Here is a 15,301-nt window from a genome sequence, read left to right on the forward strand (position 1 = left end):
GGACCGTGGTCGGCGTGCAGGAGCCGGGGTGACGGTCCTGACCTCGCCCCCGCCCTCGCCGTCGGGAACGCCGTCGGGATCGCCCTCGCCCGTGGCCGACCCCGCGCCGGGCTCCCTCCCGCCGGTGCCGGTGGCCCCCGCGACCCCGCCACCGGCCGGTGCCGCCGATGCCCTGGCGCCCGTCCGCGTGGTCGTCCCTGCCCACGACATCGACGTCCCCGTCGACCCCGTCGGGGTCGCCGCCGACGGGCAGATGGAGATCCCCCCGCTCGCCGAGCGCGGCGGCTGGTACCGGTTCGGCGCGGACCCGGGCGACGCGACGGGCACCACGGTCGTCGCCGCGCACGTCGACTCCGTGGCGTCCGCCGGCACCGGCCCGTTCGTGCGGCTGGGCGACGTCGCGCCCGGCGAGCAGGTCGAGGTCGGCCTGGCCGACGGCAGCGCGCGGTCCTACCGGGTCGAGAGCGTCACCCGGTTCCCCAAGTCCGAGGCCCGGTGGCCCGACGTCTTCACCCGCGACGGCCCCGCGCGGCTGGCGCTGGTCACGTGCGGCGGCGCGTTCGACACCGGCACCCGGCGCTACACCGACAACGTGCTGGTCATCGCGACCCCGGTCGGCGCATGATGACCCCGGCGACGCCCGCACCCCGCGCGGTCGTCCGGCACGCGAGGAGGCGCGCCCTGTCCACGCCCGTCGCGCACCTGCGCCCCCCACCCGAGTGGGACGACGCCGAGCTGGCGCGCGCCTTCCAGGCCGGCGACGAGCAGGCGCTCGCGGAGGCGTACCGGCGCTGGTCCGCGTTCGTGCACACGGTCGCCCTGCGCTCGCTCGGGTCGGCCGCCGACGCCGAGGACGTCACCCAGCAGGTGTTCGTGTCGGCCTGGCGCGGGCGCACGGGGTTCGACCAGGCGCGCGGCCCCCTGCGGGCCTGGCTCACCGGCATCACCCGGAACGCCGTCGCCGACGCCCTCGGCCGCCGCACCCGCGACGTCCGGGACGTGCAGGCCGTGGCGGCGCGGGCGTCCCGCGACCCGGAACCCGACGTGGCGCTCGTCACCGACCGCGTCGTCGTGGTCGACGAGCTCGACCGGCTGGGGGAGCCGCAGCGGACCATCCTGGCCCTGGCGTTCTACGCCGACCTGACGCACGGCGAGATCGCGCGGCGGCTCGACCTGCCGCTCGGCACCGTGAAGAGCCACATCAGACGTAGCCTGCTCCGGCTGCGCGACCGGTTGGAGGTGGACGGTGCGGCACATCGACCCTGACGCCGTCGCGCTGGCCGCGCTCGGCGAGCCGCTCGACGCGGACGACCGCGCGCACCTCGCGTCGTGCGCGGACTGCGCGCGGGAGGTCGCGTCCCTCGCCGCGACGGTCGCCGTCGGGCGCGCCGCCACCGACGAGCACCCCGTACCGCCGCCCGACGCCGTGTGGGAGCGGGTGCGGGGCGAGCTCGGGCTGTCGCCGGGCCTGCTGCCGGGCGTACCGCTCGTGCCGGGAGTGCCGGACGTGTCCGTACCCGTCACGGCCGAGCCGGCCGCCGCCACGCCCGTGCCTGCGCCCGAGCCGCGCCGCAGCCGCACCCGGTGGGTGCTCGCCGCGGCCGCCGCGGGGCTGGTGGTCGGCGGCGTCGGCGGCGGGCTCGTCGTCGCCGGACTGCAGCGCGCCGACTCCGAGCAGGTCCTCGCCGAGGCGCAGCTCGACGCGCTGCCCGGCTGGTCCGCCACCGGCGACGCCGTCGTCGAGGAGGACGCCGACGGGCGCCGCACCCTCGTCGTCCGGCTCGCCGGCGCGGAGGGGGACGGGTTCCGCGAGGTGTGGCTGCTCGACCGCGAGGCGACCCGCCTGGTCGGGCTCGGCGTGCTCGACGGCGACGAGGGCCGGTTCACCATCCCGGTCGGGCTCGACCTGGACGACTTCGCCGTGGTGGACGTGTCCGCCGAGCCGTTCGACGGGGACCCGGCGCACTCCGGGGACAGCATCCTGCGCGGGGAGCTCTCCACCCCGGCGTGAGCGGCTGCCCTGCGGCCGCGGTGGTCCGCGGGGCGGAGGCTTGCGACGAAGGATGCAGGCGCAGGACCGGTCTCGCGCCCGATGTGCCGCCGGCGCGTGCTCACGAGGCTGAGGTGCAGGCCAGGGGTGACGCCGCACGGGGACCGCCCGGACACCACCCGGCCACGAGGAGCACCCGTGCCGACCTCCGATCCCGCTCTCGTCCCGCCGCATGGCACCCGTCCCCGCTCCCGGCCCCGCGCACCGCGCCGGGCGGTCCGGGGTCTCGCGGGCCTCGCCGCCGCCGCGCTGCTGGTCGCGCCGGTCGCGGCGTGCGCCGGCGCCGCTGCCCCCGCTGCCGCCGCGCCCGAGGTCGTGGCGCCCGCCGCACCGGCCGCCGCGCACGACGCCGCTGCCCCCGAGGCGGGTACTGCCACCCCGGCGCTGACCCGGTCCGACGTCGACGCCTGGCTCGACGGCTTCCTCCCCGCGGCGCTGGAGCGCACGGGCATCCCGGGTGCGACCGTGTCCGTGGTGCACGACGGCGCGGTCCTCACGGCCCGCGGGTACGGGTGGGCCGACACGGGCGCGGACGGCGGCGACCCGGTCCCCGTCGACCCGGAGCGCACGCTGTTCCGCCCCGGCTCCGTGTCGAAGCTGGTCACCGCGACCGCCGTCATGCAGCTCGTCGAGTCCGGGGACGTCGACCTCGACGCGGACGTCGCGGAGTACCTCGACTTCGACCTGCCGCGCGCGTTCGACGAGCCGATCACCCTGCGGCACCTGCTGACCCACACCGCGGGGTTCGAGGAGCGCGTCGGCGGGCTCATCGGGGCCGAGGGCACCCCGGTGGACCTCCGCGCCGCGCTGGCCGAGGAGCCGCCGGAGCAGGTGTTCCGCCCCGGAACGGTGCCCGCGTACTCGAACTACGGCAACTCCCTCGCGGGCTACGTCGTGGAGCGCGTCAGCGGCGAGCCGTTCGAGCAGTACGTCCGTGACCACGTCCTCGAGCCGGCCGGCATGGCGTCGGCGACGTTCGAGCAGCCCGTGCCGGAGGCGCTGCGCGACCGGCTCGCCGAGGGCTACGCCACGTCCTCGGACCCCTCGGCCGGGTTCGAGGTGGTCGGCACCCCGCCCGCCGGGGCCCTCAGCGCGTCGGCCACCGACATGGCCGCGTTCATGCTGGCGCAGCTCGGGGAGCCCGTGACCGGTGAGCAGGTGCTCGACGCCGGTACCCGCGCGCTCATGCAGCGGCCCGCGCTCGACGCCGACACCCTCGGCACGCTCGCAGCCGGCCCGCGGATGACGCTCGGCTTCTTCCAGGAGGACCGCAACGGCCACCGGATCGTCGGCCACGGAGGCGACACGCAGGTGTTCCACTCGCACCTGCAGCTCTACCCCGACGACCGCACCGGCGTCTTCGTGTCGGTCAACGGCTCCGGGAGGGGCGCGCTCGACTCCCTTGAGCTCCGCGAGCAGCTGATGCACGGGTTCACGGACCGGTACTTCCCGGGATCCGGGGAGGTGGCGACTGCCGACGACGCTGCCGACGCGTCTGCCGTCGACGAGGCCACCGCCCGGGAGCACGCCGCGCAGCTGGAGGGCACGTGGACCAGCTCCCGCGCGATGCGCAGCACGTTCCTCGCCGTCACGGACCTGCTCGCCCCCACGCACGTCACCGCCCAGGACGACGGCCGCATCGTCATCGCTCCCGGCCCGCTCGCCGACCGGCCCGTGCTCTACGAGGAGGTCGAGCCGTGGGTCTACCGGGAGGTCGGCGGTCAGCGCACCATCGCCGCCCGGGTGACGGACGGCAAGGCGGAGGCGATCGGCTACGACTCCGCGTTCGCGCTGCTGCCCGCCCCCGCGGCCACCGACGTGGCGCTCCCCGCGCTGGCCGTCTCCGCGGTCGTCCTGCTCGTCGGAGTCCTGTCCTGGCCCGTCGGCGCGGTCGTCCGCCGCGTGCGGCACCGCGGCCCCGCGGACCGCGCCGGGCGCACCGAACGCGTCCTCACCCGCGTCGCGTCGACCGCGGCGGTGCTGGCGCTCACCGGGTGGGCGCTCACCGTGCCGACGGTCATGGCCCTGCAGGACGTGCCCGTCGGTCAGGTCCGGCTGCTGCAGGGTCTGCAGGCCGTCGGCGTGCTCGGCCTCGTGCCCGCGGTGGCCCGGGTCGCCGGCGACGTCCGGCGCCAGGCCGGGTGGCGCCGGGTGCTCGCCGGGGTGCTCGTCGTGGCGGCGCTGGCCGTCGTCGCGTGGTTCGCGGTGACGTACCGGCTGCTCGCCCCGAGCGTCTCGTACTGACCCGCGCCGTCGCCCGGGGGAGGTGGTGTGACCCGGGCGACGGACCGCCGGTTTGGGCGCGGGGCCGTGGACCTGTATTCTCGTCTGCGGCCCTCGGGCCACGCGCCCGTAGCTCAATGGATAGAGCATCTGACTACGGATCAGAAGGTTGGGGGTTCGAGTCCCTCCGGGCGCACAGCGCACAACCCCCGTCCGGGTCACCCTGGGCGGGGGTTTCTGCAAGCCCCGTCTGGATCCAGTGGAGCTGGACGCCCGTGGCGAAGGCCCAGGCGATGACGTACGCCCGGCGAGGAAGGCCCTCATCGCTCTCGAGCTTGCTGATCGTCCGGCGGGAGACGCCTGCGCCGTCTGCGAGCTCCGACTGACTCAGGTGAACGCGATCGACAACCCACCAGGCATCGAACGCCCGTTCGACTGCGTCACGGGTCGATGGGCTGCCAGGCTTCGCCTGCACACTGCACACTGCACACTGCGGGCCGGAGGCACGGTCACGGCTTCCTCGTCGAACCCCTTGAGACGTGCGCCGTCACGGCTGAGCGGCGCGGCGCTGGAAGGCCGAGGGCTCACGAATTCGTCGGGCCTTGGATGAGGGTTGTTCGGTGTTGATCGGTTTCCGCGACGGAAAGCAGCCGCCGGATCGGCCGCCCGTTCAGTCCCCGATCGACAGTTCACGATTGGCAACCTCGGGCCGTTCGACGAAGTCCCAGATCCGGAGCGACCTTGGAGGAGCCGCTGGATCATGCCCCCGTGCAGCGCGCGCCGCAACCTCCATCCGAGTGACTCGTTCCGTCCCTACTGCGGGCCATTGCTCCTGCCCCTACTCGGATGATGCCGCCACGACCCGTGCCGATTGGTTGGAGCCGTCGCCGACTATTGACGGCGGTCTTGCTTGCCCGTAGCGTCTCGCTTCGTCAGAGCTCCGACCTGCGGCGCTTTGTCGCAGGGGGCGCCTTACCTGATTGCCGGCTCTTTTGGATTCTGTGCCGGCTCTCACTCACGCCTGCCTGTCGACCATGCGTTGACACGTCGAGGCGAGTGCACAAGAGTGGGGGGCGGGTAAATTGGGTCTCAGAATGGTCGCGGCAGTCGCCGCGATAACACTTGTTGCTGCAGGCGCTGTGCAATCAACGGGGAGCAACGCGGCGGCAGCCAGCGTCGCGCCGATGGCGTTGGTGCCGTCCGCCGTCCCGCTAGCGGGAGCAGTGGTATCAGCTCCCTCCCGGTCGCAACTGTCCGACTCCATCGCCCAACTGATCGCTCCCAACGACCCGGTCGTCGTTCACCTAGCGGCCTCCGGAAACGACCTCGCCCTCGCACAGGCATCCGCGAACGCGGTCCGTACCGGAGGTGTCGCCCTCGCCGCGCGAGGCACGGACTCCGCTTCGGTCCTGGCACAGCTCGGCGCTCTCGATGTAACCGGGGTCGAGCTCACCGGCCCGGCTACGGGGTTCCCCGCCGCACTCGTCAGCGCGCTTGAAGCGAGCTACACCGTCACCGACCGCTTCGTCGCTCCGAATCCATATCAGTGGTCGATCGCGGCAACCGATCCGGCCGCCCGGGACCGCTTGGTTGTCGTGAGCCAAACCGTGCCAAGTTCTGTCGAACTGGGCACACTGTGGGCCACCTCCAGCAGCGCCTCATTGCTGATCGTCGACGACACCGCCCCCAGCGCCGAGGTCGCGACGATCTTGGAAGACCCGACCAACACGGGAACTGACATCTTCGGGTTGTCATCTCTGATTGCACCAGCCCCGACCAGCGACGCCAGCGTGCCGCGGGTGCGCGAAGTCGAACTGGACAACCCGGCCGCCCTGCTAGACGACATGGCGCTGGACATGATCAGTGGCGGTGCGAACTCACGCCAGGTCGTCGCCGCGAGCGACGCCGACGCCGGAACCGCTGGCCTCGCGGGCCAACTCGCCCGCTACTCGGGGTCGGTGGCTTCCACCACTGCTGCGGCGCAGCGATACGCGAGCTTGCTGCCCGGGTCGCTCACCCATGCGGTGGTCGTCGGTGGCGCCTCCGCGACCCCGGGAGCTTCTTCCGCGATCGTCGGCGCGCAGCGAACACCCACGGCGGACCCCTCGTTTCGCGTCACGGGAAGCACAGCCACGGCCACGAACTTCACGATCTCGTTCTCCGCGTACTCAGGGGCCACCCGCTACGCCGCACTGGACGCCGCCGGAGCTCAACTTGCAACATCCACCACCCCCACGCTCACCGTGCCAGGGGAAGCTCGTGCCGTCGCCGTCGTCGCTTACGTGGGAACCGTCGCGCGCGCGACGCTCCAGGTCAAGATGAACGAGGTCACGACCGATGCTCCCGCCGGTAGTTCTCTGGTGGGGTCGACGAGCGGGTCGACCAACCATCTGCGGTTCATCGGCGCAACCAACGTGCCGCGGCTGATCGAGCGGACACGGATCAGTGTGACCGGTGAAGCACCCGACCCGCTCAACGACACCTCCCGAGTCACGGTCACCTGCGCGCCCACATTCACCGACACCGCCCAAGACCCCACCTACCAGTACGACTACCGAGTCCTGACCTTGAGCCAGGACCCTGCGGCTTGCGGCGCCATCGGGACACCGGGCGACGCCGCGATTCGCCAGATCAGCGGTTTGACCTTCCCCGCGACGGTCTACCCCGAGTTCCGGTCCGCTGGCCCCGAAGCGGTGACCTTGGCCGCCAGTATGTCGTTGTTCGACCAGCAGGTGTTCGGCGAGTCTGCCACCAGTGACGCAGCCCGCTCCTCGGTCGCCCCGCAAGCTGTCGGGGATGACTGGCCGGCCATCACCTTCCGGTATCAGACGTTCATCCCGGCGAAGAAGATCTACGCGCCCAGCCCGGTTGGATGGACCGTCACCCGGCCCTGGGTCTTCTACAACGGCAACAACAGGTGGCACGACCCGAAGGGGGCGTTCAAGACGCGCCAGGACGTGCGCGTGACCTTCGGATCTCGCCGCGGCATCTCCTACTCTGAGGACGTGGGCGAGACGATCCGCTGGGCGTGCCAGCTCCCCACTGCCATCAACTGCATCGAGACCGGACGAACCGAGGCCCCCGACTCGGAGCTCAGCATGCCGAGCTCCCTCGCGAACGCGACCAGTGGCGGCTTCACCCTCAAGAACGATGGAACGAACCCGCTCTTCCCGAGTGCGCCAGCGATCACTGCGAGCCTCAAGTTCAAGTACGCGCTGGGCGGTACCTCGATCGTGGGAAGCCATGACCGGATGCCGATCCACGAGATCTGGTTCCTCGTCGACGGGTGGAACGAGTGGAACTTCGCTTACGGGTCGACTACCTATGAGCCCGCCTGCCTCGCTGGTCGCCTCCCGACTTGCACAGTCAACGTGAACGTGCGCCTTTAACACCCACAACTAGACCTAGGGTCCCGCCGCCGGAGCACACGCTCCGGCGGCGGGAGTCGACCTGCGAAGGGCGAGAGATGCGATTGATCGGCTGGGGCGCGCTATGGGGATTCGGTCTGTTCACCGCTCCGTTCTTGGGAATCTCCGCTATAGGCCTGATCTTCAACCCCACGAGCGTCGGATACCTGCTCTTCGCTGTGCCCGTCGTTGCGATTTCAGGTGCAACAGCGGGCGCCTTGGGCGGTGCACTCACGGCAGCGATCGCACCGCTCGCCCGAACGGGTCAGAGCACGGGCACAGCTCTAGCGCGGTGCGTGGTGGTGTATTTTCTATCGCTCACCATCGCGGTGACGGTGCCATTCTTGTTGTTCGTACCCGAAGAGCTCATGCTTGGCCTCGCCCTCCTCATCCCTGTCGTCGTCCTGATCGCGACGGGGTTGGCGACGTGGGGGTTCGCTCTGGACCGCCGAAGGGCGATCCGCGCGGGCACCGTCTGGACGCCCGGTCCCTCGAGTCGGTGGTGACAGCAGCACACGCTACGGCGACTTGAGTCACGGGACATACCGCCCGTGAACTTGAATGCTGCCCGAATCCCGATTCAGGCTCGACGCGTGCGTCGGATGGCGAAGGTGTCCGCCATGACTCCCGGTCCAGGACGGTGCGCTGGTCGTGGGCGGAGCCGTCCCGCGCTACCGCGAAGTACAGCTCGATGACCTCGCGCGCGTCCGCCAGGTCGTAGGTCGGTTCCTGACTGGTATTCAGGTGTGGGCGCACGCGCACCACGCCCGACGTCGGCCCCTGCAGCTCGTCGAGGCTGACGGGCGTCGCGTACGGCACGCCGCCAGATCCACTGCTCGTCGCCGGAACCCAGCGGCTCGGCTGCAGGTCGCGACGGTGTTCCTGCCGATGCCGAGCTCGCGCGCGAGTTCCTGCTGGTCCGGATCGGCTAACCAGTCGTGGCGGGCGATCATGCACCTGAGCGTCTTCATCGCGAGTCCCCTGTCACGTCGTCGCGAGTCCACGGGCTCTCGTGCCGTCCGCCGCCGGTCAGGGTGCTGAGCCGAGCACGCCTGCCCGTGGCTCCGTGGCGTGCTCGCGCCCGGCGACGAGCCGGTTCAGGCGCTCGGACATGAGCAGGCCCAGGGCCACGAGCACGGCGATGAACAGGGGGAAGATCCAGGTCCCCGCCCAGGCCGAGAGGGCACCGAACGCCGGCGGCGCGAGCGTCGAGCCCGTGTAGGCCGCAGCCATCTGGATGCCGATGATCGCCTGGGAGCTGCGGCGGCCGAAGTTGACGGGCGTGGAGTGGATGATCGCCGGGTAGATCGGTGCGCAGCCGAGCCCGGCGACCACGAGCCCCGCCAGCGCGGGCACGTCGGTCTCCAGCGGGACGGCGACGAGCCCGACGCCGAGCGCTGCCGCCGCGAAGCCCCAGCGGATCAGCTGCTTGTCGCCGACCCGGTCGGCGAAGAACCCGGCGAGGAACCGCCCGCCCGTGATGCCGAGCAGGAACAGCGAGGCGAACGCCGCCGCGGTCGCGACGCCGACCCCGCGCTCGGTGACGAGGTACGTCGACGCCCAGAGCATGGCCGTGCTCTCGAGGCCGCAGTAGGCGAAGAACGCCGTGAGGATCAGCAGGACGCCCGGGATGCGCAGCGCCTGCGCGAGCGGGACGTGCGCGCCGCCCTTCCCCGACGGCCCCACCGCGTCCTCGTCGTCGTCGGGGACGGCCCCGGCCGGGCGGACCGGGTTGACCCGGCCCCACAGTGGCAGGCTGGCGACCAGCACGACGGTGAGGGCGATCTGGATGGCACCGACGGTCCCGTAGGCGCCCGACCAGCCCATCCGGGTCCCGAGGGCGTGGCTCATGATGAACGGGCTGATCGAGGCGCCCAGGCCCCAGAAGCTGTGCAGCCAGTTCATGTGTCGCGCGGCGTAGTGCAGTGCCACGTAGTTGTTCAGGGCCGCGTCGACCGCCCCGGCACCCAGGCCGTACGGGACCGCCCACACGCACAGCAGCCAGAACGAGCCCGAGAACGAGAAGCCCACGAGCGCGGCCGCGGTCAGTCCCACGCTGGCGGCCGTGACGACGCCCGCGCCGAACCGGCGGGTGAGGCGGTCGGACGCGAGGCTGGACACGATCGTGCCGCCGGCGATGATCATCGTGATGATCCCCGCGAAGGCGAGCGGGACACCGAGATCCTCGTGCATGACCGGCCACCCGGCCCCGACGAGGGAGTCGGGGAGCCCGAGGCTGATGAAGGCGACGTAGATGATCGTCAGGAGGAGCGAGTACACGGCCTGGTGCGCTGCCTTTCCGGGGCTTGGGCGCGGGGTTCGCGTGCGACGACGCGCCGCGTGTGTACGAGCGTACACACGCCGGTGGCGTGACGTGTTCGACTCCCTCACTCCAGGGCGAACCGGACGAGGTGGGTGCCCGGCCGGCCGTCCCGTCGAGCCGGGCGAGCAGCAGGTGCACCGTGGTCCGGACGAGCTCTTCATCCGCCCTCGACGGCAGGGAGCCGCCGCAAGCCTCCCGGCGCGTGCTCCGGCGGCCGAAGCCGCTCAGGCGGTGGTGTGCCCGGGGTCGTGTCGTTCGGCCAGGCGTGCGGCGGCGACCGCCACGGTCGTGGCGGTTGCTGCCAGCAGGAGCGAGGGCCCGACGAGCTGGGTGAGGGTCATGGTGGGTCCTCCAGGGTGCGGAACCTCCCACGATGCCGGGCGGCGGGTGCTCGGTCGGGGGACATGGGTCCCGTGGCGGTGCCCGCCTCACGCCGGCGAGCCCGCGCCCCGACCCCGCATACCGGCCGCGATCCGGGGACACCGCGGCGGTCAGACCCCCGCGAACAGCTCGTCCAGCACGTGCCGCGCCAGCTCTGCCTGCCCCGGCGGCTTGTTCGTCAGCATGATCAGCCCCTTCCAGAGCGCCCACCCGCGGCCCCGGGCCCAGGTGGCGTCGTCCACGTCCAGGTCGCGGCGGAACACCTCGCGCGCCGGGCCCGACAGCCGCGTCCACACGATGACGGTGTCGCACGCCGGGTCCCCGGCGCCCGAGCAGCCGAAGTCGATGACCGCGGCGAGCGCGCCGTCGCGGACCAGCAGGTTGTTCGTGGAGACGTCGCCGTGGAACCACACAGGCGGACCGGAGTGCTCGGCGGCGAGCGCGTCACGCCAGATGCCCGCCGCGAGGTCGCGCTCCCGGCCGTGCACGCGGGCCAGCAGGTCGTGCACCTCGGCGTCCCAGTGCGCGACCGGGCCGCCGCGGAAGGCGCTGTGCGGTCCCGGCGGGGGAGCGCCCGCCGTCCCGGCCGACCGCAGCGCCACCAGGAACGCCGCGAGGTCGGCGGCGAACCGGACGGGGTCCTGCGGGGGATCGACCGTCGCGGGCACGCCGTCGAGCCACCCGTACACGGACCACGGCGCCGGGAACAGGGCGGACGGCGTGCCGACGCCGCGCACCTCCGGGACCGGGAGCGGCACCACGGGGGCCAGCCGGGGCAGCCACTCCTGCTCCTTCCTGACCTGCGGCACGTACCCGGACGCGCTCGGGAGGCGCACGCTCAGGTCGTCGCCGAGCCGGAAGATGCGGTGGTCGTTCCCGCCGTCCAGGACGGGGCGGATCGGCAGGTCCTGCCACTGCGGGTGCTGCTCGCGCAGCAGGGCGCGGACGAGGTCCTCGTCGACCTGCACCGCGTCGACGCCGTCGGAGGTCACCGGACGACGCTAACCCGGCGGACAGCCCGCGGGCCCGGCCGTAGGCTCGCGGTGGTGGCCGACCTGACGGCAAGGTCAGACACGGGTCGGGTTCCTCCTTCGGGCTGGGGCCCGAGAAGGTCAGGAAGTAGACCCCGGTCTGGCACCACCCTCCGCGCGATCCGTCGGATGGTCCGCGGGCGCGAGGCCGACCATCCAGGCGACGGCCGGCACGACGTCCGGCCGCTATCGCGCGTCCGGTGCGGACTCCCGGACCGCCAGGCCGCTCAGGTCCGGGACGGCCCAGCGCCCGGCGTCCCTCTCGAGCGGAAGCGTCGCCACGACGGTCCGCCGGTCCATCGGCACGGCGCCGCGGATCCGCGGGACGGCTCCGCCGGGCCGCGGCTCCCAGTCGACGGCGGCACCGGCCTCGGCGAGCGCGTCCTCGTCCAGGACCGCGAGCAGCAGGGGTTCGGAGACGTCGCCGTAGACGTCGCGGAGCACGGCGGCGACCCCGGTCGACGTCGTGGCGTGGATGAAGCCCTCCGTCTCGTACAGGGTGCGGCGCGTCGCGACGTCGTACTCGCCGAACCGCTCGCAGCCCTCCCAGTCGTCGTGGAACGCCACGTGCAGCACCCGCATCCCGCCCATCGGACCCTCCTCGTCGACAATGAAACGGCAACGTATCATTACGGCATGCGCCCGTCAGACCCGCCGCCCGGACCCGCGGCACCCGCGGAACCCGCCGCACCCGCGCGCCGGCTCGGACGCCCCGCGCGTGGCGAGCGCGAGGCGCGACGGACCGCCGTCCTCGACGCGGCGGTCCGGCTGTTCCGGACGCGCGGGTTCGCCGCCACGACGATCGAGGCGGTGGCCGCCGAGGCGGGGGTCACCAAGCGCACCGTCTACGCCTACTTCACGGACAAGACCGGCCTGTTCGTCGCGGCCGTCGACCGGCTGCACGAGCACGAGCACGCGGACGACGTGCCGGGCGCGGACCTGCTCACGGTGGCGGCGCGGATCGTCCTCACCCTGCACGGCGACGACGCCGTGACGCTGCACCGGCTGGTCATCGCCGAGGCGGCGCGCCTCCCGGAGCTCGCTGCCGCGTTCTACCGCCGTGGTCCGGCCGCCTCGATCCGGGTGCTGGCCGACCGCCTCGCGACACGACCCGGTCACGACGCGGATCATGCGGAGGCGCTGTACACGCTGCTGCTGGGAGAGGCGCACCGGCAGCGCCTGCTCGGCCTGACCCCCGCGCCGACACCGGCCCAGGCGCGCGACCACGCCCGGCGCGCCATCCGCACGGTGCTCGGCGCGGGGTGACGCGCGGGCGGGCTCCGGCACCGCCGGCAGGAGCCTTCGCCGGGCGACCGCCCGCCACTCCTGCGAGGATCGCCCGATGCCCCGCGCGCCCTGGTACCGGCAGCCCGTCGACAGCGCCACGCGGACGCTGCAGACGCTCTGGGCCCGCCGCGGCGAGCTGCGCGACCCGACGTCGAGGGCCGCGGTCGTCCTCGGGATCCTGCTCGTCGTGCTGGGGACGGTGACCCTGCTCGTCGTGCACGACGCGGTCGACGAGGGGGACGACCTGGCCGAGGCCGACCTCCCCGTGCTGGACTGGCTGGTCGCGGCGCGGGGGCCGGCGCTGACGACGTTCCTCACCGTCGTCTCGGCGGTGACGGGACCGAGCGTCCTGCCCGTGATCGTCGTCGCCGCCTGCGTCCTGTGGGGGCTGAGGACGCACTCCTGGTGGCAGCCCGCGCTGCTGGCCGGTGCGATGGTGCTCTCGACCCTCGTCTCCGTGACGATCAAGTCCGTCGTGGCCCGTCCGCGGCCGCCGCTGTCCACGATGTCGGTCCCCGGCTCCGAGACGACGTACTCGTTCCCGTCGGGGCACACCGTCGGGACCGCGACGTTCCTGCTGACCGTCGGGTACCTGATCTGGATCCGGAACCCGCACGTGCGCTCGCTCGTGCTGTGGGCGCTGGCCACCGGCGCGGGCATCGCGCTGGTCGCCGGCAGCCGCCTGTACCTGGGCTACCACTTCCTCACGGACGTGACGGCGGGGTTCGCGCTGGCCGTCGCGGTGCTCGGCGTCGTGGTCGTCGTGGACCGGCGCCGTGCCGTGCGCGCCGCGCGGATGACGGCGGGAGCCAGGGGCGACGACGCCGGCGCCACGCCCGCCGGCTGACGGTCAGCGCGCGGGTGTCCCGGCCGCGTCGACCAGCGCGTCGCCCGTGAGGCGGTAGCCCGTCCAGTCGTCCATCGCGACCGCACCGAGCGACCGGTAGAACGCGATGGAGGGGGCGTTCCAGTCGAGCACCGCCCAGTCCACGCGGGCGTAGCCCCTCTCGACGGCGACCGCCGCGAGGGTGCGCAGCAGCGCCCCGCCGTAGCCGTGCCCCCGGTGGTCGGCCCGGACGTACAGGTCCTCGAGGTAGATGCCGTGGCGCCCGGTCCACGTGGAGTAGCTGAGGAACCACACGGCGATGCCGACGACGGCGCCCTCGCGCTCGACCACGTGCGCGAACACGGCCGGCGACGCCCCGAAGAGGGCCGTCGCCAGGTCCGGCTCCGTCGTCTCGACGGCGTCGGGCTCCCGCTCGTACGCGGCCAGCTCCCGGATGCACGCGAGGATGCCGGGCTCGTCACCGGGCCGGGCCGGACGGAGCACCGCACCGCCGGCGAGGGTCGTGGTCGTCACGGCCAGCGACCCTACCGGGGGCTGCCTCGGAGACCGAGCGATGTCCGCACGCGGTCGGCGACGGCGCGGGAGCGGCTGCGCGGGGGGGGCTGCGCGGGGGGGGCCCCGCGATCACGGCGGCGACCCGCGGCGCGCGCCGCGCGCCGCTGCTAGCCTGACGCCCGTGACCTCGACGCCCGCCCCCGCCCGACGGAGCCCCGTCGCGCCCGGGTCGTGGTGTTGTCGCCCGCGACGCTGACCGCGTCCCCCCGCGCCTGAGGCGCCCCCGGAGCCGTCGGCCTCGCGCCGAGCAGCGCTCCCCGCCGCACCACCCACGGCTCCCGCGTGCCGTCGTGCGCCGCACCGCGCAGACTTTTCCTCACCTCGTCGACCGGAGAACCCACTCATGCCTGCTCGCCTCACCGTCCAGCGCCGCGCCCGTACCGGTGCCCTCGCCGCTGTCGCCGCCGCCGTCACCGCGCTCGGCCTCGCCGCGTGCGGCTCGGGCTCCGGGTCGGACGACGGCTCCGGCGGTCCCGCGACGGGGGGCTCGGATTCCGCGCTCGCGGCGGTCCAGGAGGCCGGCGTGCTGCGGGTCGGGACCGAGGGGACGTACGCGCCGTTCAGCTTCCACGACTCGTCCACCGACGAGCTGACGGGCTACGACGTCGACGTGATCACCGCGGTCGCGGAGCAGCTGGGCGTCGAGCCCGAGTTCTCGGAGACCACGTGGGACTCGATCTTCGCGGGCCTCGAGGCCGGCCGGTACGACGTGATCGCGAACCAGGTGAGCATCACCGACGAGCGCACCGCGAAGTACGACTTCAGCGAGCCGTACACGGTGTCGACCGGCGTGGTCGTGGTCCCGGCGGACGACACCGAGATCACCTCGCTCGACGACGTCGCCGGGAAGACGACCGCGCAGTCCGCGACGTCGAACTGGTCGAAGGTCGCGACGGAGGCCGGCGCGACCGTCGAGTCGGTCGAGGGCTTCACGCAGGCCATCGCCCTGCTGAAGCAGGGCCGGATCGACCTGACGTTCAACGACAACCTGGCCGTCCTGGACTACCTGAAGTCGACGGGCGACGAGGACGTGAAGATCGCGTTCGAGACCGACGACGTCGTCGAGCAGGGCTTCCCCGTGCTCAAGGGCTCGGACCTGGCGCCGGCCATCGACGACGCCCTGGAGGCGCTGCGGGCCGACGGCACGCTCGCGGAGATCTCGACGACGTGGTTCGGGCAGGACGTCTCCCAGTGACG

Annotated in this window: 14 protein-coding genes and 1 tRNA gene; 10 read left to right on the plus strand and 5 right to left on the minus strand. The window is 73.1% G+C overall.

Annotated features, from left to right (window positions below; all coding sequences use genetic code 11):
- Positions 1 to 91 precede the first annotated feature (91 nt).
- From QNH85_RS04010 to QNH85_RS04030, 5 genes are all read left to right on the plus strand, one after another.
- The gene (locus QNH85_RS04010; RefSeq protein WP_282944806.1) at positions 92 to 625 is read left to right on the plus strand and encodes a class F sortase; all 534 of its coding nucleotides are present in this window, start codon (positions 92 to 94) and stop codon (positions 623 to 625) included.
- The gene (locus tag QNH85_RS04015; protein WP_282944808.1) at positions 622 to 1,266 is read left to right on the plus strand and encodes an RNA polymerase sigma factor; all 645 of its coding nucleotides are present in this window, start codon (positions 622 to 624) and stop codon (positions 1,264 to 1,266) included. The genes QNH85_RS04010 and QNH85_RS04015 overlap by 4 nt, the downstream gene beginning before the upstream one ends.
- A complete protein-coding gene (locus QNH85_RS04020) occupies positions 1,247 to 2,011 on the plus strand; it encodes an anti-sigma factor (RefSeq protein WP_282944810.1) in 765 nt (254 codons plus the stop codon). Before QNH85_RS04015 ends, QNH85_RS04020 begins: the two co-directional genes overlap by 20 nt.
- A 177-nt stretch (positions 2,012 to 2,188) precedes the next feature.
- Positions 2,189 to 4,294, plus strand: coding sequence for a serine hydrolase domain-containing protein (locus tag QNH85_RS04025; RefSeq protein WP_282944812.1), 2,106 nt, complete (start codon positions 2,189 to 2,191; stop codon positions 4,292 to 4,294).
- 102 nt (positions 4,295 to 4,396) lie between these two features.
- Positions 4,397 to 4,469 (plus strand) — tRNA-Arg (locus QNH85_RS04030).
- Here QNH85_RS04030 and QNH85_RS19995 read toward each other — a convergent pair.
- Positions 4,428 to 4,757, minus strand: a complete 330-nt coding sequence (locus QNH85_RS19995; RefSeq protein ID WP_428830352.1) for a helix-turn-helix transcriptional regulator — start codon at positions 4,755 to 4,757, stop codon at positions 4,428 to 4,430. The genes QNH85_RS04030 and QNH85_RS19995 overlap by 42 nt on opposite strands.
- Before the next feature lie 700 nt (positions 4,758 to 5,457).
- Here QNH85_RS19995 and QNH85_RS04035 point away from each other — a divergent pair.
- Positions 5,458 to 7,662 carry a hypothetical protein gene (locus QNH85_RS04035; RefSeq protein ID WP_282944813.1) on the plus strand — a complete coding sequence of 735 codons (2,205 nt, stop codon included), beginning with the start codon at positions 5,458 to 5,460 and terminating at the stop codon, positions 7,660 to 7,662.
- 77 nt (positions 7,663 to 7,739) lie between these two features.
- The gene (locus QNH85_RS04040; RefSeq protein WP_282944815.1) at positions 7,740 to 8,186 is read left to right on the plus strand and encodes a hypothetical protein; all 447 of its coding nucleotides are present in this window, start codon (positions 7,740 to 7,742) and stop codon (positions 8,184 to 8,186) included.
- Positions 8,187 to 8,709: 523 nt separating this feature from the next.
- On the opposite strand, the gene QNH85_RS04045 is transcribed toward QNH85_RS04040, so the two are convergent.
- The 3 genes from QNH85_RS04045 to QNH85_RS04055 all read right to left on the minus strand — a co-directional run bounded on the left by QNH85_RS04045 (position 8,710) and on the right by QNH85_RS04055 (position 12,006).
- A complete protein-coding gene (locus QNH85_RS04045) occupies positions 8,710 to 9,960 on the minus strand; it encodes an MFS transporter (RefSeq protein WP_282944816.1) in 1,251 nt (416 codons plus the stop codon).
- A gap of 534 nt (positions 9,961 to 10,494) precedes the next feature.
- Positions 10,495 to 11,376 carry an aminoglycoside phosphotransferase family protein gene (locus tag QNH85_RS04050; protein WP_282944817.1) on the minus strand — a complete coding sequence of 294 codons (882 nt, stop codon included), beginning with the start codon at positions 11,374 to 11,376 and terminating at the stop codon, positions 10,495 to 10,497.
- A 225-nt stretch (positions 11,377 to 11,601) separates the two neighbouring features.
- Positions 11,602 to 12,006 (minus strand): DUF952 domain-containing protein, encoded by a 405-nt coding sequence (locus QNH85_RS04055; RefSeq protein WP_282944818.1) that lies wholly within the window; start codon positions 12,004 to 12,006, stop codon positions 11,602 to 11,604.
- A 45-nt stretch (positions 12,007 to 12,051) separates the two neighbouring features.
- On the opposite strand from QNH85_RS04055, the gene QNH85_RS04060 reads away from it, so the two are divergent.
- The gene (locus QNH85_RS04060) at positions 12,052 to 12,681 is read left to right on the plus strand and encodes a TetR/AcrR family transcriptional regulator (protein WP_282944819.1); all 630 of its coding nucleotides are present in this window, start codon (positions 12,052 to 12,054) and stop codon (positions 12,679 to 12,681) included.
- 76 nt (positions 12,682 to 12,757) lie between these two features.
- The gene (locus tag QNH85_RS04065) at positions 12,758 to 13,549 is read left to right on the plus strand and encodes a phosphatase PAP2 family protein (protein WP_282944820.1); all 792 of its coding nucleotides are present in this window, start codon (positions 12,758 to 12,760) and stop codon (positions 13,547 to 13,549) included.
- Positions 13,550 to 13,552: 3 nt separating this feature from the next.
- On the opposite strand, the gene QNH85_RS04070 is transcribed toward QNH85_RS04065, so the two are convergent.
- Positions 13,553 to 14,062 carry a GNAT family N-acetyltransferase gene (locus QNH85_RS04070; protein WP_282944821.1) on the minus strand — a complete coding sequence of 170 codons (510 nt, stop codon included), beginning with the start codon at positions 14,060 to 14,062 and terminating at the stop codon, positions 13,553 to 13,555.
- 385 nt (positions 14,063 to 14,447) lie between these two features.
- Between QNH85_RS04070 and QNH85_RS04075 the strand changes: the two genes are divergently transcribed.
- A complete protein-coding gene (locus QNH85_RS04075) occupies positions 14,448 to 15,299 on the plus strand; it encodes an amino acid ABC transporter substrate-binding protein (protein WP_282944822.1) in 852 nt (283 codons plus the stop codon).
- The last annotated feature ends 2 nt before the right edge of the window (positions 15,300 to 15,301 follow it).

The sequence above is a fragment of the Cellulomonas endometrii genome (assembly GCF_949769265.1).
Lineage (GTDB): Bacteria > Actinomycetota > Actinomycetes > Actinomycetales > Cellulomonadaceae > Cellulomonas > Cellulomonas endometrii.

Excerpts from the sequence above, each read along its gene's own strand:
- QNH85_RS04075 (WP_282944822.1), top strand. The coding sequence starts at position 14,448 with ATGCCTGCTCGCCTCACCGTCCAGCGCCGCGCCCGTACCGGTGCCCTC.
- QNH85_RS04040 (WP_282944815.1), top strand. The coding sequence starts at position 7,740 with ATGCGATTGATCGGCTGGGGCGCGCTATGGGGATTCGGTCTGTTCACC.
- QNH85_RS04055 (WP_282944818.1), bottom strand. The coding sequence starts at position 12,006 with ATGGGCGGGATGCGGGTGCTGCACGTGGCGTTCCACGACGACTGGGAG.
- QNH85_RS04035 (WP_282944813.1), top strand. The coding sequence starts at position 5,458 with ATGGCGTTGGTGCCGTCCGCCGTCCCGCTAGCGGGAGCAGTGGTATCA.
- QNH85_RS04015 (WP_282944808.1), top strand. The coding sequence starts at position 622 with ATGATGACCCCGGCGACGCCCGCACCCCGCGCGGTCGTCCGGCACGCG.
- QNH85_RS04065 (WP_282944820.1), top strand. The coding sequence starts at position 12,758 with ATGCCCCGCGCGCCCTGGTACCGGCAGCCCGTCGACAGCGCCACGCGG.
- QNH85_RS04060 (WP_282944819.1), top strand. The coding sequence starts at position 12,052 with ATGCGCCCGTCAGACCCGCCGCCCGGACCCGCGGCACCCGCGGAACCC.